The organism is Streptomyces roseolus, assembly GCF_014649855.1.
Lineage (GTDB): Bacteria > Actinomycetota > Actinomycetes > Streptomycetales > Streptomycetaceae > Streptomyces > Streptomyces roseolus.
Genome location: NZ_BMTV01000004.1, coordinates 22,497 through 43,772, shown reverse-complemented (window position 1 = coordinate 43,772; position 21,276 = coordinate 22,497). Strand labels below are relative to the sequence as shown.

16 protein-coding genes are annotated in these 21,276 nt (G+C 74.8%); 1 reads left to right on the top strand and 15 read right to left on the bottom strand.

From position 1 onward, the window contains the following. Positions 1 to 89 precede the first annotated feature (89 nt). The 15 genes from IE245_RS05645 to IE245_RS05570 all read right to left on the bottom strand — a co-directional run bounded on the left by IE245_RS05645 (position 90) and on the right by IE245_RS05570 (position 20,437). Positions 90 to 470, bottom strand: coding sequence for a globin (locus IE245_RS05645; protein ID WP_189945616.1), 381 nt, complete (start codon positions 468 to 470; stop codon positions 90 to 92). A 64-nt stretch (positions 471 to 534) separates the two neighbouring features. Then, positions 535 to 1,083 (bottom strand): FHA domain-containing protein, encoded by a 549-nt coding sequence (locus tag IE245_RS37900; protein ID WP_308436595.1) that lies wholly within the window; start codon positions 1,081 to 1,083, stop codon positions 535 to 537. Positions 1,084 to 2,965: 1,882 nt separating this feature from the next. Further along, positions 2,966 to 4,291: a vWA domain-containing protein gene (locus IE245_RS05630; RefSeq protein WP_189945614.1), complete on the bottom strand. Its 1,326-nt coding sequence runs from the start codon at positions 4,289 to 4,291 to the stop codon at positions 2,966 to 2,968. A gap of 44 nt (positions 4,292 to 4,335) precedes the next feature. Beyond that, positions 4,336 to 5,721, bottom strand: coding sequence for a PP2C family protein-serine/threonine phosphatase (locus IE245_RS05625; RefSeq protein ID WP_373305277.1), 1,386 nt, complete (start codon positions 5,719 to 5,721; stop codon positions 4,336 to 4,338). Further along, positions 5,718 to 8,279: a serine/threonine-protein kinase gene (locus IE245_RS05620; RefSeq protein WP_373305276.1), complete on the bottom strand. Its 2,562-nt coding sequence runs from the start codon at positions 8,277 to 8,279 to the stop codon at positions 5,718 to 5,720. The genes IE245_RS05625 and IE245_RS05620 overlap by 4 nt, the downstream gene beginning before the upstream one ends. After that, complete coding sequence (locus IE245_RS05615) at positions 8,276 to 9,565, bottom strand: coiled-coil domain-containing protein (RefSeq protein ID WP_189945612.1); 1,290 nt, start codon at positions 9,563 to 9,565, stop codon at positions 8,276 to 8,278. Before IE245_RS05615 ends, IE245_RS05620 begins: the two co-directional genes overlap by 4 nt. Positions 9,566 to 9,608: 43 nt before the next feature. After that, a complete protein-coding gene (locus IE245_RS05610) occupies positions 9,609 to 10,637 on the bottom strand; it encodes a glutamate ABC transporter substrate-binding protein (protein ID WP_189945611.1) in 1,029 nt (342 codons plus the stop codon). 11 nt (positions 10,638 to 10,648) lie between these two features. After that, complete coding sequence (locus IE245_RS05605; protein WP_189945610.1) at positions 10,649 to 12,097, bottom strand: GlnX family signal transduction membrane protein; 1,449 nt, start codon at positions 12,095 to 12,097, stop codon at positions 10,649 to 10,651. 312 nt (positions 12,098 to 12,409) lie between these two features. After that, positions 12,410 to 13,387: an N-acetylglucosamine kinase gene (locus tag IE245_RS05600; RefSeq protein ID WP_189945609.1), complete on the bottom strand. Its 978-nt coding sequence runs from the start codon at positions 13,385 to 13,387 to the stop codon at positions 12,410 to 12,412. After that, the gene (locus tag IE245_RS05595) at positions 13,378 to 14,643 is read right to left on the bottom strand and encodes a 6-phospho-beta-glucosidase (RefSeq protein WP_189945608.1); all 1,266 of its coding nucleotides are present in this window, start codon (positions 14,641 to 14,643) and stop codon (positions 13,378 to 13,380) included. Before IE245_RS05595 ends, IE245_RS05600 begins: the two co-directional genes overlap by 10 nt. Before the next feature lie 7 nt (positions 14,644 to 14,650). After that, positions 14,651 to 15,517: a carbohydrate ABC transporter permease gene (locus tag IE245_RS05590; RefSeq protein ID WP_189945607.1), complete on the bottom strand. Its 867-nt coding sequence runs from the start codon at positions 15,515 to 15,517 to the stop codon at positions 14,651 to 14,653. A 3-nt stretch (positions 15,518 to 15,520) separates the two neighbouring features. Beyond that, complete coding sequence (locus tag IE245_RS05585) at positions 15,521 to 16,528, bottom strand: carbohydrate ABC transporter permease (RefSeq protein ID WP_189945606.1); 1,008 nt, start codon at positions 16,526 to 16,528, stop codon at positions 15,521 to 15,523. Between the two features lie 16 nt (positions 16,529 to 16,544). Further along, entirely contained in the window at positions 16,545 to 17,891 is a 1,347-nt protein-coding gene (locus IE245_RS05580) for an ABC transporter substrate-binding protein (RefSeq protein ID WP_189945605.1), read from the bottom strand. 57 nt (positions 17,892 to 17,948) lie between these two features. Further along, positions 17,949 to 19,157, bottom strand: coding sequence for an ROK family transcriptional regulator (locus IE245_RS05575; RefSeq protein WP_189945604.1), 1,209 nt, complete (start codon positions 19,155 to 19,157; stop codon positions 17,949 to 17,951). A 212-nt stretch (positions 19,158 to 19,369) separates the two neighbouring features. Then, positions 19,370 to 20,437, bottom strand: coding sequence for a mechanosensitive ion channel family protein (locus IE245_RS05570; RefSeq protein ID WP_189945603.1), 1,068 nt, complete (start codon positions 20,435 to 20,437; stop codon positions 19,370 to 19,372). 258 nt (positions 20,438 to 20,695) lie between these two features. On the opposite strand from IE245_RS05570, the gene IE245_RS05565 reads away from it, so the two are divergent. Further along, on the top strand, positions 20,696 to 21,259 hold the full coding sequence (locus tag IE245_RS05565) for an HNH endonuclease (RefSeq protein WP_043230089.1): 564 nt from the start codon (positions 20,696 to 20,698) through the stop codon (positions 21,257 to 21,259). Positions 21,260 to 21,276: the final 17 nt, after the last annotated feature.

Sequence of the window (21,276 nt, the reverse complement as noted above, 5' to 3'; positions counted from 1 at the left end):
GATCGTGACCGTTAATCGGTCGTTCATCCCCGGAATGTGTTCATCCGGTGGCATGGAGTGGTCTGTACCGCCCGGGGAGCGGAAGGGGCTCAGCCGTCGGTGTTCACCATCGAGGCCGCCGCGTACGTCATGTACCGCCACAACTGGGCGTCGTGCTCCGGCGTCAGCTCCAGGCTGTCGATCGCGGCGCGCATGTGCCGCAGCCAGGCGTCGTGCGCGGCCCGGTCGACGGCGAAGGGGGCGTGCCGCATCCGCAGCCGCGGGTGGCCGCGGCGCTCGCTGTAGGTGCCGGGACCGCCCCAGTACTGCATCAGGAAGAGGGCGAAGCGCTCCTCGGCGGGGCCGAGGTCCTCCTCGGGGTACATCGGGCGGAGCAGCGGGTCCCCGGCGACGCCCTCGTAGAAACGCCGGACGAGGCGACGGAACGTGTCCTCGCCGCCGACCTGCTCGTAGAAGCTCTGCTCGTTCACCGTTCCATCGTCTCAGACGGACCGGCGGAGGACCGGAGGTCTAGGACCCCCGGCCCTCCCGGGCTCAGCCGCGCCGGACGGTGATCGTCGTCCAGGCGCCGACGTGCACCCGGTCGCCGTCCTGGAGCTGGACCGGGACGTACGGCTGGATCGGCTCCTCGCCGCCGTTGACCGTGGTGCCGTTGGTGGAGTTCTGGTCCACCACCGCCCACGAGCCGTCCGGCTGCTGCACCAGCACGGCGTGCTGGTGCGAGACGCCCGGATCCTCCGGCGGCACGGACAGGTCGATGTCCGGCGCCTCGCCGGTGGAGTGCCGGCGCCGGCCGATGGACACCTGGTTGCCCTGCAGCGGCAGCTGCTTCGGCGGCGCGTACGCGGGCAGGTTGAGCCCCGACGCCTCCGGGCCGCTGCGGCGCATCATCGCCATGAAGTAGTCACGGTCCGGCCCGACGTACGCCGTCCACCCCTGCGGGGCCCGCTGCTGCGGGGGCTCCGGGGCCTGCGCCTGCGACGGCGGGGACAGCACCCAGTCGTCGTCGGCGGCGGCGCCGGCGCGCGGCGGTGCCTGGTGGTGCGTCGGCTCGGCACCGAGCGGCTCGGCCGGCCGGTTCACCTGCGAGGGCCGCGAATCGTGGTACCCGAACGGATCCTGCGGCGCGCCCGGCCCGGGCGCCGGCGGCGGAGCCGGGAACCCCGGAGGCGGCGCCGAAGGACGCTGGGCCTGCGGCGGCGCGATCGGCGTGTACGAGGTCGCGGTACCGGTCAGGAAGTTCCACCGGCACTCCTCGCAGAACGGCGCCATGTGCTCGCGCGGCGTCCGGCACTGCGGGCACAGCTCCGCCTGCGCGGTCGCGTTCGGATCCCCTCCGAACCCACCGGGCCCGTTGTGGCCACCCGGTCCGCCGAGGCCGCCGGGGCCGTTGGGCGCACCCGGGCCGCCGGGGAACGAGGGCCCGCTGCCCGGACCGCCCGGACCGCCCGGGGCACCGGGACCACCGGAGAAGCCGGGCCCACCGGGGGCGCCGGGACCGCCGGAGAAGCCGGGCCCACCGGGGGCGCCGGGACCGCCGGGGAAACCGGGTCCGCCAGGGGCGCCGGGACCGCCCGAGCCGGCGGGGGCGCCGGGGCCGCCCGGATAGCCGGGACCGCCCGGCGTACCGGGACCGCCCGGTCCGCCGGAGAAGCCGGAACCGCCAGGGGCGCCGGGCGCACCAGGGCCACCGGAGAAGCCAGGACCGCCCGGGCCACCGGAGCCGCCGGGACCACCCTGCGGGCCGGGGCCGCCGGGGAAGCCAGGACCGCCGGGTGCCCCAGGGGCACCCGGGAAGCCGGGAGCGTCCGAGCCGCCGGGACCGTTGGGGCGGCCGGGGCCGCCCGGCGCACCGGAGAAACCGGGGCCGCCCGGAGCACCGGGGAAGCCGGAACCTGCCGGACCGGCAGGAGCGCCCGGTCCACCGGGCCGACCGGCCCCGCCCGGGCCGTCGGGGAAGCCGGGGCCACCGGGTCTACCCGGCCCGCCGGGACCGGCGGGACCGTCGGAGAAGCCGGAACCGCCCGGGAAGCCGGGGCCGCCGGGGGCGCCAGGACCACCGGGTCGACCGGCCCCGCCCGGGCCGGCGGGGAAGCCGGGACCACCAGGTCCCCCCGGCCTGTCGGGGCCGTTGGGAACGTCGGAGAAGCCGGAACCGCCCGGGAAGCCGGGTGCACCCGGTCCACCCGGCCTGCCGGGGCCGTCGGGGCCACCGGGCCTGCCAGGTCCGCCGGAACCGCCCGGGAAGCCGGGGCCGCCCGGCGCACCAGGTCCATCGGGCCTACCCGGTCCATCGGGTCGGCCGGCCGCGTTCGGGCCGTCGGGGAAGCCGGGACCACCCGGACCCCCAGGGCCGCCGGCGCCACCCGGGCCACCGGGGAAGCCGGGCGCACCCGGTCCGCCCGGCCTGCCGGGGCCGTCGGAGAAGCCGGAACCACCGGGACCACCCGGAGCACCGGGGAAGCCAGGACCTCCGGGGGCGCCAGGGCCACCGGGTCGACCGGCCGCGTTCGGGCCGTCGGGGAAGCCGGGTCGGCCGGCTCCGCCCGGACCGTCAGGGAAACCGGGGCCACCGGAACCGCCAGGCCGGCCGGCTCCGCCCGGACCGTCAGGGAAACCAGGACCACCGGAACCGCCAGGGCCACCAGGCCGGCCGGCCCCGCCCGGGCCGTCGGAGAAGCCGGGGCCGCCAGGACCGCCGGGCGCACCAGGGCCGCCGGGCCGGCCGGCTCCGCCCGGGCCGTCGGGGAAGCCGGGGGCGCCGTTCGGGTGCGGGTAGCCGTAGGCGGGGGGCGGGGGAGGGGGGCCGGGGGGGCCCGGGGGGGCGGGGGCCGGCTGCGCACCCGCCCCGGCCATGCGGTGGCCGCAGACCTCGCACCAGTCGTCGGAGACCGACTGGTGTCCGTTCGGGCAGGTCGGCATGTCGGTGCTCCCCCTCTCATCGTCCGGCCCGGGCGGGGCCGGGCTACCTCTTGACGCGAACGGTCTTGGTGGAGCGCGTCTCGAGTGTCATCTCGTCCGCCTCCGCGACCTTCGCCTTCAACCGCACAGTACCCGCCGCCGCGTCGACCACGTCCACCACCTTCGAAAGGAGTTTCGCGGTATCCGCGTTCCCGGAGGCCGCCGCGAGCTGCACCGCACGGCCCAGTTTCGCGGTCGCTCCGTCCTGATCGCCCGATTTGCGGGCGTCCAGACCGGCCTGGATGGCGTCCGCGAGCTCCGCCTGGCCGGTGTAGTGCGCGACCTGGGGGTCGATGGCCGTGGTCATCGCCACGTCGTTCGTCCACACGGCCCGTATCAGTCCTTGGGACACCGGCCGGGCGTCGCCGCCCAGCGGGTCGGGGACGACGAGGGAGGCGCGGGCGGCGAGCATCTCCTGCCCGACCGCGTTCGCCGGGACCCGTACGCGCACGTGGTAGTCGCGGGACTCGTCGCCCCACGAGCCGAGGGGGTAGTCGCCGGAGCGCGGCCCGGTGTCCGTCCGGCGGGCGGTGAGGTCCGCGACCGTCGGGGCGACCTGCTTCACGAAGACGAGCTCCGCGCCGACCGGCGTCCACAGCCGCAGCGCCACGTCGGCGACGCCCTTGCCCATGACGTTCTCCATCATGGCCGTGAAGTCGGCGGCGAGCGCGGCCGGATCGGCGACGATGTCGGCGGAGCCGAGCAGCGCCGAGGCGATCCCGGTGACCTCCTTGACCTCCCAGTCCGTGCCGACGCCCCGCGCGTCGCAGGTGAAGCGGCCCGCGCAGGCGTCGAGCGCGGCCCGCAGCGCCTCGGGCGTCTCGTGCTCGTTGCGCCCGTCGGTGAGCAGCACCGCGTGCCGGATGGCGAGGTCCTCCCCGCCGAGGAGCGCGTCGGCGAGCCGCAGCCAGGTGCCGATCGCGGTGCCGCCGTCGGCGGTGAGCCGCCCCAGCGCCTCCTTGGCCTCGGCCCGGGTCCGCGCGCCGGCGACGGCCAGCCGGCCGTGGTCGGGGTAGAGGGGGACGGCGGCGTGGTTGCCGGCGACGACGGCGAAGGACGTGCCGTCGCGGAGGGTGTCGATCGCGGCGGCGGTCGCGGCCCGGGCGCCCTCCATCTTCGTCGGCGGGTAGTCCATCGAGCCCGAGCAGTCCACCACGATCACCACTCCGGCGGGTCCGCCGGTCGTGACGCCCCGCGCCCCGCTGGTGCCGCCGCCGGTCGCCGTCACGGTGACGACGGCGTCGACGTCCCGCCCGCCGACCGGCAGGTACTCGTTCTGGTAGACGTCCACCGAGAACTGCGGGACGGACGGCTTGGCGAAGTTCGCCATCTGGTTTCGGCTCCTCGGGGACGACGGCGGAAGGTGACGGGCGGTCAGGGAGAGGGTGCCCCCGGCGGCGTCGGGGTGAACGGCGTCACCGCGACCGTGATGTTGTCGTGGCCGCCGCCGTCGAGGGCGTGGCCGACGAGGACCCGGGCCGCGTGCAGCGGCCGGAGCGCCGCGTCGGCGGGGACGGTCCCGGCCATCGCCTCGGCGGCCTCCGCGTAGTTCCACAGCCCGTCGGTGCAGACGACGACGACTCCGGCCCGGTCGGGTTTGAACGCGGCGGTGTGCGGCTCCAGCTCGTACGCGTCGGCGCCGAGCCAGCCGGTGATGGCGTGGGCGCGCTCGTCCGCGTACGCCTGCGCCTCGTTCATCAGGCCCGCCTTGACCATCTGCGCGGCCCACGAGTCGTCCTCGGTGAGCCGGGCGGCGGGCGCGGTGCGGTCGTCGGGCACCCAGTAGGCGCGGCTGTCGCCGACCCAGCCGACGACGAGCAGCCCGTCGGTGACGACGGAGCCGACGATGGTGCAGGCGGGGGAGTTGCCGCCGTGGAGGGAGTCGGCGCCGGCGTCGGGCCCTTCGGTGCGGGCCAGCGCGGTGACGGCCGCGGCGGCGGTGACGATCGCCTCGTGCATGGCCTGCTGCGGGTGGGTGCCGCGCGGCAGCGCCTCGCCGAGCACGGCGCCGGCCGCGCGGGCGGCGGCGGCGGACGCCTCGTCGGGGCGGTGGGCGGAGGAGACGCCGTCGCAGACGATCGCGACGGTCGCCGGCCGGCCGTCGGGCAGGCTGGTCTCGGTGATCGCGAACGAGTCCTCGTTGCGGTGGTGGCGCAGCCCCCGGTCGCTGACGGCGGCCACCGTCCCGAGCTCCCGCTCCATGTGGTCGCGCTCGCGGGGCTGGGCGTGCCCGCAGTTCTCGCAGTAGCCGTCGCCGTCGACCCGCCCGGCGCGGCAGGCCACGCAGAGCCCCTCGGCCGCCTCCCCGGCAGGCTGCGGAGCCGTAGCGGAAGGCCGCGGAGCCGCACCGGAAGGCGCCTCCGGCTCCACCCGCACGGCGGCCCGCGGATCCGGCGCGGCGAGCTCGAAGTCGCCGCCGCCGCGCACGGTCTCCCCGCGCGGCGGCGCCACCGGCCCGTCCGTGCGCACCGGGACCGTCGGCAGGTCGCGCCCGCCCGAGTCGGTGCCCGGCAGCTCGCCCGGGTGCTGGGTCAGCGTCGACAGCGAGCCGGGGTCCCGGGGCGGGGCCTCGGGCCAGACGGGCGCGGCGATCGGCATCGTCGGCCGGTCCTGCCCGGCCGGCAGCTCGGCGGCGGCCGTCAGTTCGTGGCCGCAGGCCCCGCAGAAACGGTCTCTCGGGTCCACGGGCTCCCCGCACTCCGGGTCCGGGCAGACGGCGAGGCCGTGCGACGGCGGCTGGGGCTTCTGGGACATCCTCACACCCACGTCCTGGGGCGGTAGCGGTTGGCCCGCTCCACCAGTTCGATCCTCTCCTCGCCCCGCTGGGCGAGCCGGGCCAGCGCCCGGTAGGCGCGCTCCAGGCCGAAGCGGAGCCCGTTCTCGTCCAGTGCGCTCCCGAGCAGCGGCTCCCCGCCGCCCGGCGCGGCACCGGGACTTCCGGAGAGTACCCAGTCGAGGGCGGTACCGAGCACTTCCGTCGACAACCGCTCCCGGCGCACCGGGTCGAGGCCGAAGCCGCCCAGCGCGGAGACCTGCGCGGCGGCCGCGGTCAGGTCGGCGCCCAGCGGTTCGCCCGGCGGCCGCCGCCGCAGCCGGGCCCGGACGGCCGCGACCCGGGCCGCCGTGTAGTGGATGGAGGACTCCGGTACGGATTCGAGGGCGGCGACCGCCCCCGTGCGGTCCCCGGCGGCGAGCCGCACCCGGGCGAGGCCGAAGGCGGCGCTGACGAAGCCGGGGTCGGTCGCCCACACCAGGTGGTAGTACTCGGCGGCGTTGTCGAGCTGGCCGAGGACCTCCGCGCAGACGCCGAGCGCCAGCTTGGGCGCCGGTTCGCCGGGGAAGGCGTCGTAGACCGCGTCGAAGGCGAGCGCCGCGTGTGTCAGGTCGCCGCTCACGAGCGAGGCCACGCCCCGGTGCCACACCACCCGCCAGTCGTCGGCGTCCCACTGCTCCAGGGCGCCGAGCGTCTGCCCGGCGGAGGTCAGGTCCCGCAGGTCGAGCTGGGCCCGCAGGGCGCGCAGCCGCAGCTCGGGGGTGTCGGCGGGCGCGGCCCGCAGCGCGCCGAGGAGTTCCGCGGGCGCGGCGGCGAGGAGTCCGGCGAGGAAGCCGGCGTTGGCGTCCGCCGGGTCGACCCGCGGCGCCGGCAGCGCGAGCGCGGTGGCCGCCACGTCGAGCGGGGCGAGCAGCGCGCCGAGGCCCTGCCCGGCGGGGACGCCGGCCGCCGCGGGCGCGGTGCGCCGGGCCCGGCCGGTGCGGCGGGCGCCGAGCACGGAGACGTCCTCGGTCTGCTCGGCGAAGAGGACCGTGTCGGTGACCTTGACCTCCGCGCCGAAGAGCGTGGAGAGCGCGGGCCGGGGCCGCCCCGACTGGAGGGCGACGACCTCCCGCAGCACGCCGGTGAGCTGCTCGGCCATCTCCTCGGCGGAGGCGAAGCGGCGCGCCGGGTCCGGGTCGGTGGCCCGCACCAGGAACCGGTAGAAGGACTCGTACCGCTGGAAGACCTCGATGTGCTCCGGCTCGGGCAGCGAGTCCGCGAAGACGTTGGTGTAGCCCTGGAAGTCGAAGGTGAGGACGGCGAGCGTGCGCGCGACCGTGTACAGGTCGCTGGCGACGGACGGCCCGACCTCGGCGACCTCGGGCGCCTGGTAGCCGACCGTGCCGTAGATCGCCGACTCGTCGTCGTCCATCCGCCGGACCGCGCCCATGTCGATGAGCTTCAGCTGGTCCTCGGTCTGCAGGGCGTTGTCCACCTTGAAGTCGCAGTACAGCAGGTTGCGGCTGTGCAGGTGGCCGAGGGCCTCCAGGGCCTCGATGCCGTAGGCGCAGGCCTGCTCGACGGGGAGCGGGTCGCGCCGGCCCCCGGGGGTCCGCCGGTCGTTGGCGATCTCCTTGAGGGACTTGCCGCCGACGTACTCCATGACGATGTAGCCGTCGAGGGAGCCGGTGCGCGGGTCGAGGTGCTCGACGAAGTTGTAGATCCGGACGATGTTGGAGTGCTCGATCTCGGCGAGGAAGCGGCGCTCCGAGATCGCCGCCGCCATGGCGTCCTGGTCGCCGGTGTCGAGCAGGCCCTTGAGGACCACCCAGCGGTCGGAGACCGCCCGGTCGACGGCGAGGTAGATCCAGCCGAGGCCGCCGTGCGCGAGACAGCCCGCCACCTCGTACTGCCCGCGCACCACGTCGCCGGCGCGCAGCTTCGGCACGAAGGAGTACGGGTGCCCGCACGAGGTGCAGAACCCCTCGGTGCGGCCCGGCCGGTCGCCGCGCGGACGGCCCACCGGCGCCCCGCAGTCGGACCGCGAGCAGAATCGCTTCCGCTCGGGCACCTCGGGGTCCGCCATCACCGCCGCGCGCGGGTCGGGGCGCGGCACCTCCGGGATGGTGACGAGCCCCGCGCCCAGCCGCTTCCGGGCCGACTGCCCGGTCGACGAACCCGAGCTGCGCACGGACACCGAACGGCCGGTGCTCCGCCCCGACAGCGCCCGCGACAGCCGCCCGGACACCGAGCGGCGCGAGGACGACGAGCGGGACGAGGCTCGCGAGGACGCCCGCGAACCGCTGCGCGCCGACGCCGAGTCGGGCCCCCAGGCCGCCGCCTCGGACGGCGCGCCGAAGCCCGCGTCCGTGCCGGTGCGCGTCCCCGTCCCGGGCCTGCCGGGCACGGCGACCCCGGTCGGATTGGCCTGGAGGCGGCCGCTCGGCGCCACCACCGGCGCGAGCCCGCACGTGTCGCAGTACAGCTCGCCGCCGCCCACGTCCTCGTACGCGCCCTCGCAACCGGGCCGCTGGCAGCCCCCCGGCGCTCCGATACCGCTCACCACTGTCGTCCTCCCGTGTCCGACGGACCGTCCGACGGACCGGACACCAGGTCCGCCACCGCCCGCTGGTAGCGCAGCACGGCCTGCTCCGCCGCCCGCAGGTCGCAGGGCGCGCTCCACAGCATGCGACGCGCCGTGTCGTACCGCTCGGTCAGGAACGGGTCGTCCGCCCCGCCGAGCCGGGCCGCCTTCGCCCGGTACGCGTCGAGCCGGCCGCGCAGCTCCGCCCGCACCGCGAGCGGCGCCGTCACCGCCGTCAGCTGGTCCCGGGCGCGCAGCAACTCCTCCTCCGCCTCCCGCTCCAGTGCGTCGAGCAGGGGCGAAAGGCGGTGCCACCGGGCGTGCCTGCGGTGCTCGGCGGCGGCCTGGAGCCGCTCCTGGAGCGCCGTCGGCGGCCCGCTCACGGCCGGCACCTCGGAGGCGGCGATCTTCGCGAGGACCTCGCCGCGCGCCACCCGCGCCTCGGCGAGCGTCCGGTCGGCCCGGGACAGCACGTCCCGCAGCCGCAGCAGCCGTTCCTCGGAGTCCTGCCGCACCGCGAGGACCGCCTCGATCTCCCGGCGCACGTCCTCCAGGGCGAGCGCCGCCCGGTCGTACCGCTCGGTGTCGGGCCGGCCGCCGCCGGGCGCCGAACTCCCCGCCGCCGGGCGCCAGAACGCCAGCGGGTCGGTCACCACCAGGGAGCGCAGCTCGGTCAGCTCGGCGGTGATCGACTCCAGCTCGTCCCCGGCCGGATGCTCCCCGGGCCGCACCCCCACCGAGTGCGCGAGGGACCGCGTCCGCCCCAGTTCGGCGGCGAGCAGGTCTATCCGGGCGGGCAGTGCCGACCACACCGCGTCCGCCGTGACCACCACGTCGAGGGAGGCCGCGTACAGCTCGTTCATCCGCCGCACCAGGCCGTCGAGGGTGAACCGCTCGGCGAGCAGCGCCTCTTCGCCGGCGCCGCCCGGCACGTGCACCGAGGCGCCGCGCAGCCGCTCGGTCAGCTCGGCCAGCTCCTCCCGGTTCGGCCACTTGTGCCGCGAGCGGACCTCGCGGGCCTCGCGCAGCGCCGCCGTGTAGGCGTCGAAGCAGCTCCAGAGCACGGTGATGGTCCGCTCGGTCGTCGCCCAGCGCTCCCGGGTGGTGCCGGTGAGCCCGGCGCCTTCGAGGAGCCGCCGGCCGGCGTGGTCCTGGAGCGCGAGGAGCGAGTCCTCGACCGCCTTGTGCTCCGCGCCGAGGCGCGCCAGCGCACGGTCCACCTCGTCCCGGTCCATCACCGGCCCGGGGGGTCCCGTGACGCCCATCGCTCTCCTCATCTCCGTCGGTCCGTGCGGGGCCCTGCCGGGCCTACTTGTACAGCGGCTCGGGCGGCTCGGCCTTCCCGAGCCCGGCCTCCAGCCAGACCCCGTACGCCTCCTGCCAGCGGCCCTTGCGGTAGTCCTCCAGGACCTTGTTGACCCGGCGCACCAGGTCGTCGTTGCCGAGCCTGGCCGCCACCCCGTAGTACTCCTCGGTGAACGGCTCCCCCTTCAGCTCCACCGCCGGGTCCTGCGCGGCCTGTCCGGCCGCCAGGGCGTTGTCGGTGACGATCGCGTCGACCTCGCCCATCTGGAGCCGGGCCAGGCAGTCCAGCTGGTTGGGCACGGTCAGCAGGTTCCGGTCGGCGGGAGTGCCCTCGCCCTCGTCCTCGATGATCGCGCCGAAGGACCGCTCCACCAGCGCCTCGTGGGCGGTGGAGCCCTCGGCGGTGCAGATCCGGCGGCCCTTCAGGGAGGCGTCGTGGCCGGTGATCGGGGAGGTCTTCGGGGCGAGGACCTGCTGGCCGGCCCGGAAGTAGGCGGTGGAGAAGGCCACCTGCTTGATCCGCTTGCAGTTGATGGTCATCGTGCGGACCACCAGGTCCACGGTGCCGCCGTCCAGGGCGGCGATCCGCTGGTTGGTGGGCACCGCGCGGAAGACGACCGCGTCCTCGCTGCCCAGCAGGTCCTTGGCTATCGCCCGGGCCAGGGCGATGTCGAAGCCCTCCAGGGTGCCGGTCTCCGGGTCGCGGAAGCCCCAGCGGTAGCTGGACTGGTCGACGCCCACGATCAGCTTGCCCCGCTGCTTGATCGCGGTGACCGAGGGGCCGTCCTCGGTCGAGGGCCGCAGCGAGGCCTCAGGGTTCTCGCAGGTGTCGGCCTTGGCCTGGAGGGCGGTGCCCGCGCCGGGGCCCGGCCCGAAGGGACCGGTGGGTGCGGCGGCGTCCCCGCCGCGGGTCAGCGGCAGCAGGGTCAGGGAGGCGGTCAGCGCGCAGGCCACGCCCATCGCCGCCACCCCGCCCCAGCCGCGCGCCCGCCGGGCCGCCCGCCGCGCCACCGGCTCGTCGTCGGGTGTCATTCCGCCTCCTCTCACCGGTACTCCGACAGTCTTCGGTTGATGCCGAGCACCGCGCCGAGGGCGCCGAGGGCGCCGAGCGCGGCCGCGCCGAGCGGCAGCCCGGTCAGCGCGTCCACCGCGCCGCGCGCGGAGCGGGTGAACTGCTCCTGCTCGTGGGCGAGGGCCCGCTCCAGGGCCGCGTCGACCTGGTCGAAGGACCAGCCGGCCGACTCCTTCGCCCCGTCCGTCCCCTTCGGGCCGATGATCCGGTCCAGGGCTGCCTGGTAGTCGCCCGCCTCGCCGAGCTTCCGCGCGGCGGCGTGCCGCTCGCGCCACTCGCCGGCCCGGGCCGTGGCCTCGGTCAGCGGCGTCCGGCCGGCCTCGTCCTCGGCGAGCCGCGTCGCGCGGGCCAGCGCGTCGGTGAGCGCCGCCATGCCCTTCGCGTACTCCGCCTCGTACTTGTCGTCCTTGCCGTCCTCGGTGAGGACCGCACCCCGCGCGACCTGCGTCAGGTTCTCGTTGGCGCGGGCCTTGAGGGAGCTGATCCGCGCCTCGTTGAGCAGCTGGAGCGACTGCTGGCCCTCGGTCTGCGCCGAGCCCAGGGCGGCCCGGGCCACGGCGTGCGCCCCGGCGAGCCAGAGCAGCACCACCACGGTGGCGGCGGTGGCGGCGAGCAGTCCCCGGCTGAACACGCGGTGGGTCCGGCGGTACTCGCGCCGCTGCGCCCACACCAGGACGCCGAGGGCGAGCACTCCGACGCCGAGCGCCAGGTGGGGCCAGGTGCGGGCGTCGTCGTCGTCCCGGTGCAGCCGGGCGGTCTCCGCCGCGTAGAGCCGTTCTGCGGCGGGCAGCAGCCGGGTGGTCATCTCCTGGTTGGCGTACCGCAGGTAGGCGCCGCCCAGGGGGAGGCCCTGACGGTTGGCGGCCCGGGCCCGCTCCATCAGCCCGGCGTAGCGCGGCAGCAGTTCGCCCAGCGCGGTGATCTCGCGGGCCGACTCGTCGGAGCCGTCGGTGTTCGCGGCGGCCTTCACCAGGAGCCGGGAGGCGGTGGCGAGGTCGCGGTCGTAGCGGGCGCGGGACTCGGCCGGTTCGAGGGTGCCGGCGAGGAAGCCGGCCGCGGCGGTCGAGTCGGCGTCGGCCAGCGAGCGGTAGATCGCGGCGGCGTCGGCGCTCAGCGGCTGGCTGCTGCCGACGACGGCCTCGGCGGAGCCGGCCCGGTCGGCCGCCTCCAGTCCGGCGACGGTGCCGAGGGCGAGGACGAGCAGCGCCAGGACGGCCCCGAGGATCCGCAGCCGTCCCGGTTCGGTCGTCGCGGCCTCGCGCAGCACCTCGCGCCCGGTCGCCCACGCGCCCCGCGCGGGCGGCGGCGGCGCGGCCCCGACGGCGGCGGCGCGCGAGACCTGCCCCGGCACGACCGGCCGCGCGGGCGCGGCCGCCGGCCCGTGCGGCGCCGCGGCGGGCGCGCTCGGTGGCTGTGTCACGTGACCTCCCCCTCGGTCTCGACGTCGATCGACCCCGGCGAGCAGTATGGCCGCAGGCGGCCCGGCCGCACACCGGGAATGACACGATCTTGTGCCTATCGTGCCCCACGCGCGGGGGACTTCGGCGGTCGAGCCCCCCTCGCCGCCGCCCCGGAGCCCCGTGCCCCCCCTTCGAACTCCCCTCGACGTCCTCTCGCACCCGGCTCGAACCGGACGCGCGTCCGACGCGAACACCCTCCACTCCGAAAACGCCCGATCCCCCGGGTCGGTTCCGCCCGGGGGATCGCTCGAACAGGTGAACGTGGTGCGGGGTCAGCCGGGGTACTGCTCCCGCAGCCGCTCCGCCGCCCCCGGCTCCGCACCACCCCACTCGTCCAGCGCGAGGAGCCCCGCGCCGAGCACCGGCGGCGCGGTCACGAACCGCACCACGGCCTTCGGGGCCCGCACCGCGAGGAGTTCGCGGATCCGCTCCTCCAACTGCGGGTGCCGGGCGGCGAGCACGCTGCCGCCGAGGACCACCGGCGCCTCCTCGCCGAGGAGTCCGAGCCGCCGCAGCGCCACCGCCGACAGGGCGACGACCTCCTCGGCCATCCGGTGCACCAGGCCGAGCGCCACCGGGTCGCCCTCCGCCGCCACCCGGAACAGCACCGGCGCCAGCTCGTGCCGCCGCCCGTGCGGGATCCGGTCCAGGTGCAGCGCCTCGATCAGCGCGTACATCGACTCCAGGCCGAAGTGCGCGGGCAGCGCCCGCGCCAGCTCGGTCGGCTCGCCCCGGCCGTCCTCGGCGCGGGCCGCGAACCACAGGGCCTCCTCGGAGAGCCCGCCGCCCCCGCCCCAGTCGCCGGAGATCTTCCCGATCGCCGGGAAGCGGGCGGTCCGCCCGTCCGGGGTCATCCCCACGCAGTTGACGCCCGCGCCGCAGACCACGGCCACGCCGCGCGGCTCGTCGAGCCCCGCCCGCAGGATCGCGAAGGTGTCGTTGTGGACCCGCACCGAAGCGCTCCACCCCCGCCCCAGCAGCTCCCGCTCCAGGGCGGCCTCCTCGACCGGCAGGTCCGCGTTGGCGAGGCAGGCGGTGACGTGCGCGAAGGACAGCGGCACGCCGGCGTCGGCCGCCGCCCGGCCCACGATCTCCGCGAGCCCGTCGACCGCCGCCGCCACCCCCACCACCGGCGGCTGGAACCCCCCGCCGCGCGCCGAGCCGAGGACCGTGCCGTCCGGCGCGAGCACCGCCGCGTCGGTCTTGCTGTTGCCCGCGTCGACCGCGAGCAGCGTCCCGTTCACACCCACGCCAGGTGCTCCCGGTTGTGCGCGATCAGCCGGTCGGTGAGCTGCTCGGCGTACGCGTACTGCCCGACCAGCGGGTGCGCGAGCAGCGCCTTGAAGACCCGCTCCCGGCCGCCGCGCAGGGCCGCGTCGAGCGCCAGGTCCTCGTAGGCCGACACGTTCGCGATCAGCCCGGCGTACAGCGGGTCCACCGGCGCGACCGGCAGCGGCACCGCCCCGCCCGTGCCGACCGCCGCCTGCGTCTCGATGACGGCGTCGTCCGGCAGGAACGGCAGCGTGCCGGCGTTGAGGGTGTTCACCACCTGGTACGGCGAGCCCGCGCCCCCGAGCAGCGAGGCCGCCAGGTCCACGGCCGCCTCCGAGTAGAAGGCGCCGCCGCGCTTGCCGAGCAGCGCCGGCTTCTCGTCGAGCGCCGGGTCGCCGTACATCTCCAGGAGTTCCTTCTCCATCGCGGCGACCTCGGCGGCCCGCGAGGGCCTGGTGCGCAGCTCCTCGACGACCTCGTCGTGCGCGTAGTAGTAGCGCAGGTAGTACGAGGGGACGACGCCGAGCCGGTCCACGACGGGGCGCGGCAGGTGCAGGTCGGCGGCGAGGGCGTCGCCGTGCTCGGCGAGCAGCCGCGGCAGCACGTCCTCGCCCTCGGGGCCGCCGAGCCGGACGCCGGTCTCCCAGGTGAGGTGGTTGAGGCCCACGTGGTCGAGGTGGACCTCGGACGGGGCCACGCCGAGGAGCCCCGCGAACTTCCGCTGGAAGCCGATGGCCACGTTGCACAGGCCGACGGCCTTGTGCCCGGCCTTCAGCAGGGCGCGGGTGACGATCCCGACGGGGTTGGTGAAGTCGATGATCCAGGCGTCCGGGTTGGCGCGCCGGACCCGCTCCGCGATGTCGAGGACGACGGGCACGGTGCGCAGCGCCTTGGCGAGGCCGCCGGCGCCGGTGGTCTCCTGGCCGACGCAGCCGCACTCCAGGGGCCAGGTCTCGTCCTGGTTCCTGGCGGCCTGGCCGCCGACGCGGAGCTGGAGGAGGACGGCGTCGGCGCCCTCGACGGCGGCGTCGAGGTCGGTCGTGGTGGTGATCCTGCCCTCGTGGGCCTGCTTGGCGAAGATCCGGCGGGCGAGCCCGCCGACGAGGTCGAGCCGGTCGGCGGCCGGGTCGACGAGGACGAGTTCGGTGAGGGGCAGGGTGTCGCGCAACCGCGCGAATCCGTCGATCAGTTCGGGGGTGTAGGTGGACCCGCCCCCCACGACAGCGAGCTTCATTCCGGTATCAGCCCTTCACTCCGGTCAGGGTGACTCCCTCGACGAACGCCTTCTGGGCGAAGAAGAACACGAGGATCACGGGGGCCATGACCAGGACGGTCGCGGCCATGGTCAGGTTCCAGTCGGTGTGGTGCGCGCCCTTGAAGGACTCCAGGCCGTAACTGAGCGTCCAGGCGGCCGGGTTCTCGGAGGCGTAGATCTGCGGCCCGAAGTAGTCGTTCCAGCAGTAGAAGAACTGGAAGAGGGCGACGGCGGCGACGGCCGGCTTCGCCATCGGCAGCACGACCCGCAGCAGGATGCGCAGTTCGCCGCAGCCGTCGATCCGGGCCGCCTCGACGTACTCGTCGGGGATGGTGAGGAGGAACTGGCGCAGCAGGAAGATCGCGAAGGCGTCGCCGAAGGCCATCGGGAGGATCAGCGGCCACAGCGTCCCCGACAGGTCCATCTGCTGGGCCCAGAACAGGTACATGGGGATGATCACGACCTGCGGCGGCAGCATCATCATCGAGATCACGAGCAGCAGCGACAGGTGCCGGCCGCGGAAGCGGAACTTGGCGAGCGCGTACGCCACGGGCACGGACGAGACCACGACGAGGACGGTGCCGAGGCCCGCGTACAGCAGGGAGTTCCTCCACCAGGTGAGGAAGCCGTCGGTCTCGAAGACCTTGAGGTAGTTCTCGAAGTGCCAGGAGTCCGGGGTGAGGTCGCGGGTGAGCGCCTGCTGGTCGCTCATCAGCGAGGTGAGCAGGACGAAGACGAACGGCAGCACGAAGAAGAGGGCCGCGGCGATCCCGAGGGAGTGCACGGCGATCCAGTGCAGCAGCTCCTTGCGGCGGGCCGTCCGGGCGGCGGGCGCGGTCGGGGACACGGTCATGGTTCAGTCACCCGAGCCGATCAGGCCGCCGCGCCGGCGCATGAGCAGCGCGGTGAAGGCCATGGAGAAGGCGAAGAGCACGAGCGCCACCACGCAGGCCGCGCCGTAGTTGAACTGGCTGAAGCCGAGGCTGTAGACGAGCTGCGGCAGGGTCAGCGTGGAGTCGTCCGGATAGCCGGGGACGAAGGTCTGACCGGAGCCGCCCATGTTGCCCGAGGCGACCTTCGAGGCCACGATCGGCTGCGTGTAGTACTGCATCGCGCCGATGATCCCGGTGACGACCGCGAAGAGGATGATCGGCGAGATGTTCGGCAGCGTGATGTGCCGGAACCGCTGCCAGGGGCCCGCGCCGTCCAGCTCGGCGGCCTCGTACTGCTCCTTGGGCACGTCGAGCAGGGCGGCCATGAAGATGACCATGAGGTCGCCGATGCCCCACACGGCGAGGAGGGTCAGGGCCGGCTTGGCCCAGGCCGGGTCGGTGAACCAGGCGGGGGCGGGCAGGCCGATGCCCTCCAGGAGGGCGTTGACGGGCCCGGTGCCGGGGTTGAGCAGGAAGACGAAGGCGAGCGTCGCCGCCACCGGCGGGGCGAGGAACGGCAGGTAGAAGAGGGTGCGGAAGATCCCCGCGCCCGTCTTGATCTTCGTGATGAGCATGCCGACGCCGAGTCCGAAGACGACCCGGCAGCTCACCATCACGACGGCGAGCCAGAGGGTGTTCCGCAGGGCGGGCCAGAACTGCGGGAAGGACGTGAGGACGTACTCCCAGTTGGCGAGGCCGCGCCATACGGGCGGGTTGAGCCCGTCGTACTTCATCAGCGAGAAGTAGACGGTCGAGACGAGCGGGTAGGCGAAGAAGAAGCCGAAGCCGATCAGCCAGGGCGACATGAAGGCCAGGGTGCGCAGCGCGCCCAGCCGGCGCCGGGCACGCAGCGTGTTCCGGCCGGCCGCGGCGCCGGGGCCGGAGGCGGCCGGGGAGGCCGCCTCCTTCGCGGGCAGGGTGTCCGTGCTCATGAGCGGTGTCCGGCCGTCACTTCGCCGCGGCGATGTCGCGGTCGATCTGGGCGGCGGTGTCGGCGAGCCCCTTCTTCAGGTCGGTGACCTGGCCCTTCTCGTACTGCTGGGCGAACTTCTGGAGGGTGTCCTGGTACGCCGAGCCGTTCACCGCGCCGTCCGAGGTGGTGGACTTCGGGTGCTTGGCGATGTCCAGGAAGGTCTGGAAGCGGGGGTCGAGCTTCAGGTCCGGGGACTTCAGGGCCTCCAGGGTGGAGGGGACGTTCCCGATGGCGTTGGCGAAGCCCACCACCGCCTCGGTGTCCGTGGTCATGTACTTGACCAGCTCCCAGGCCGCGTTCTGCTTCTTCGACTGCGGCGCGATGCCCATGATCGTGCCGGAGAGGTAGCCCTTGCCGTACTCGGCGACCTCGTCGTCGGCGACCGGCAGCGGCGCCACGCCGACCTCGAAGGGCACCTTGGCCTCCTCGGTGAAGTTCAGCCGCCACTCGCCGTCCAGCTGCATGGCGACCTGGCCGGTGTGGAAGGGGTGCTTGGCGCCCCACTCGTCACCGAAGGTGGTGCGGTACTTGTCCAGCTTCTGGAAGCCGCCGAGCGCGTCCACCAGCGACTTCTGGTACGTCATCATCTCGGCGAACGCCGGGTCGGACGCCGCCGTCGACTTGCCGTCCGCGTCGAAGTAACCGCCGTGGCCCCACTGCGACATGTAGTGCGAGACGACCGTCTCGTAGCCGAGGTAGTTCGGCATGAAGCCGAGCTGCTCGTACGAGTCGCCCTTCGCCTTCGTCAGCTTCTTGGCGACCTCGGTGAACTCGGACCAGGTCTTCGGCGGGGCCTCCGGGTCGAGCCCGGCCTTCCTGAAGGCGTCCTTGTTGTAGTAGAGCCCGTACGCGTCCGAGAGCAGCGGCATCGTGCAGCGCTTGCCCTCGAACTGCGTGTAGTCCTGGAGGACCTTCGGGAAGATCTTGTCGAGGTCCAGCCCGTCCTTCTCGACGAAGGGCTTCAGGTCGGCGAGCGCGCCCGTGTGGCAGAACTTGCCGACGTTGGCCGTGGTGAACGAGGCGACCACGTCGGGGCCGTTGGAGCCGCCCGCGCGCAGCGCCTGGCCGAGCTTGTCGTCGTTGACGTTGCCGACGACCTTCACCTTGATGTTCGGGTGGGCCTTGGTGAAGCGGGCGACGTTCTCCTCGATCGCCTCGACCTCGGAGGGCGCCGACCAGCCGTGCCAGAAGGTGAGGGTGGTCTCGGCCTCGGGGTCGTCGCTCGCCGCGTTGCCGGCGGAGCCGGTACACGCGGAGGCGAGGAGGGCGACGGAGGCGGCGGCGGCGAGCGCGGCCGCGGTTCTGCGCGGGCGTACGGGCATGGCGGGGTCTCCCTGGGGCGGGCTGAGGGGAAAGGGGGGAGGAGCGGGCGGGGCGGGTCAGCGCGAGGTGTCGAAGACCTCGTCGCGGGTGGTGGCGAGCGCGCTCTCCAGCGCGCCGCGCAGCACGGGTTCGCGGGGGACGGCGGTGAGGACGAGGCGCGGCCGGGAGGCCGCGAGGTCGGCGAGCTCGGTCTGGACGCGGGCGCGCAGCGGCTCGCCGCCGGCGACGAGGACGTCCCCGGAGAGCACGATCAGCTCGGGGTCGAGGACGGCGGTGAGCGAGGCGAGACCGGTGGCGAGCCGCTCGGCGTAGCGGTCGAGCAGCTCCGCGTGCGGCCCCTCGTCGGGGCTCTCGGCGGCCCGGGCGAGCAGCCCGCACGCCACCGGCACATAGGGGCGTTCGGGGGTGTCGATGCCCGCCGCGCGGGCGATCCGGGGCACCGACTGGACGCCGGCGAGCTCCTGGAAGCCACCGGAGTTGGCCTGGGCGACCCGGCGGACCAGCGGGGTGCCGGGGACCGGCAGGAAGCCGACCTCGCCGGCGCCGCCGGTGAAGCCCCGGTGCAGCCGGCCGCCGAGGACGAGGGCGGCGCCGAGGCCCTCCTCGTTCCACAGCAGGACGAAGTCCTCGTGGCCGCGGGCGGCGCCGACGGCCCGCTCGGCGATGGCCACCAGGTTGACGTCGTTCTCGTACTCGAAGGGCATGGGCAGGACCGCGGCCAGCTCCTCCAGGAGGGTGGGGGAGTGCCAGCCGGGCAGGTGGGAGGCGTACCGGAGCCGTCCGGTGGCGGGGTCGAAGGCGCCGGGGGTGCCGATGACCAGGCGCCGGACGTCGGCCCGGGTGAGCCCGGCGGCCTTGACGGCCCCGTCGAGGGCGTCGGTGACCTGCCGGACCACGCCGTCGCCGGTACGCCCCCCGGTGCGGAGCTCGTACTCGCCGGCGACGGCGCCGGTGACGTCGGCGACGGCGGCGCGGATGCGGTGCTGGTTGACGTCGAGCCCGGCGGCGTATCCGGCGTCCGGGTTCAGGGCGTACAGCTGGGCGCTGGGGCCGGGGCGGCCCTCGGTGGTGCCGGTGACGCGGACCAGGCCCGCCGCTTCGAGGCGGGCGAGGAGCTGGGAGGCGGTCGGCTTGGAGAGGCCGGTGAGCTTGCCGATCCGGGTCCGCGAGAGCGTGCCGTGCTCCAGGAGGAGGTCCAGCGCGGCGCGGTCGTTCATGGCCCGCAGGACGCGCGGGGTGCCAGGGGTTCCCTGGGTTCCTGCCATGACGTGCGCACCTGCCCTTCGACGCGGGGAGACCCATGGTGGCACCTGGCGGCGACCGTGCTCCCGACGACACTGTTAGGAAAGTTTCCTATCCGGTGGGAGGACGGTAGGACGGACGCCACCGGGCCGTCAATACCCGCACACGCACCACACCCCCGACGGCAACCGAAGCGTTACCGGCGGGGGTGTCGAAGCCCGGGGAGGGGCCGGGGTCAGGGCTTGTGGAGGTCCGGCCTCGGCAGCGGGGTGGCCGCCGCCGACTGCGGCGACGTCGCGTTCGAGAACACCGAGGGGGCCGCCATGCCCGCCGTCGGGTCGGCCGGCGCCTCCTCCGCGACCTGCGCGGGCAGCCCGCCGACGATCCGGATCCCGGCCTCGTCCAGGCCCCGCTTGATCCGCCAGCGCAGCTCGCGCTCCACGCCCAGCTTCTTGCCCGGCATGGTCTTCGCCGAGACGCGGACGGTCATCTGGTCGAGGAGCACCTCGGTCAGACCGAGGACCTCCACCGGGCCCCACAGCCGCTCGTTCCACGGCTCGTCCTTGGCCATCGCCTCGCCGGCCGCCGCGATCACGGACTGCACCCGGTCCAGGTCCTCCGTCGGACGGACGGTCACGTCCACCGCCGCCGTCGCCCAGCCCTGGCTGAGGTTCCCTATGCGCTTGATCTCGCCGTTGCGCACGTACCAGATCTCGCCGTCGATCCCGCGCAGCTTCGTCACCCGCAGCCCGACCTCGACGACCTCGCCGGAGGCGACGCCCGCGTCGACCGAGTCACCGACGCCGTACTGGTCCTCCAGGATCATGAAGACGCCGGAGAGGAAGTCCGTCACCAGGTTCCGCGCGCCGAAACCGATCGCCACACCGGCCACACCGGCCGAGGCGAGCAGCGGCGCCAGGTCGATGTCGAAGGCCCCCAGGACCATCAGCCCCGCCGTGCCCAGGATCAGGAACGAGGCCACCGACCGCAGCACCGAGCCGATCGCCTCCGACCGCTGCCTCCTGCGCTCCGCGTTGACGAGCAGTCCGCCGAGCGCCGTCCCCTGCACCGCCTGGGCGGAGCGGTTCATCCGCTCGATCAGCTTCGTCAGGGCGCGCCGGACGGCCCACCGGAGCAACAGGGCGACGATCACGATCAGCAGGATCCGCAGACCGGTGTTGAGCCAGGTGGACCAGTTCTCCTCCACCCAGCCGGCCGCGTTGGTGGCCTTCTCCGCCGCCTCGTCCAGAGTCACCGGAAGCGGCTCGGGTTCGGTGGCGGCGGCCAGGACTGACCAGGACACGGGACAACCTCCAGGCATCGCGTACGCAGGCCATCCACACTAACGGGGCGTCGGACGTGACCCGGCCGCCCTGTTCGAGGGAGAGACCGACCTCACCCGGGCACATACCCGGGAGACATGCCGATGTGGTCGAGAACACGTCCGCCCCGTCCCCGGAGATCGCGGGAACGTGGTGGCGCACCGACCAGGCATGAGGAGAGACTGAGAGCAGTTCGTCCCGGCGCGAGCCACGCGCCGCCGGCGCCATAGGAGGCATCCGTGCCGCATGTCCTGGTCCTCAACGCGTCGTACGAGCCCCTGGGCGTCGTACCGCTCCGCCGCGCACTCGTCCTCGTACTGGAGAACAAGGCCCTCTGCATCGAGGAGTCCGGCGCCTTCCTGCACAGCGAGCATCAGATCGTCCCCGCGCCCAGCGTGGTACGGCTGAAGCGGTTCGTGCGGGTCCCCTACCGGGGGCCCGTTCCCCTGACCCGCAGGGCCCTCTTCGCACGCGACGGCGGGCGCTGCATGTACTGCGGGGGAGTGGCGACCAGCGTCGACCACGTCATCCCGCGCAGCAGGGGAGGGACGCACGCCTGGGAGAACGTGGTGGCGGCCTGCCGCCGCTGCAACCACCTCAAGGCCGACAAGCACCTGCGGGAGATCGGCTGGCGGCTGCGCCACCAGCCCGCGCCGCCCACCGGCCTGGCCTGGCGGATCATCGGGACCGGCCACCGGGACCCGCGGTGGCTGCCCTACCTCACGCCGTACGGCGCCGAGGACGCGATGGCCCGGATCGACTCGGTCGCCGACACCCCCGCGGGGGCGTTGACGACCGGCTGAGATCCGGGCCGTCCGCG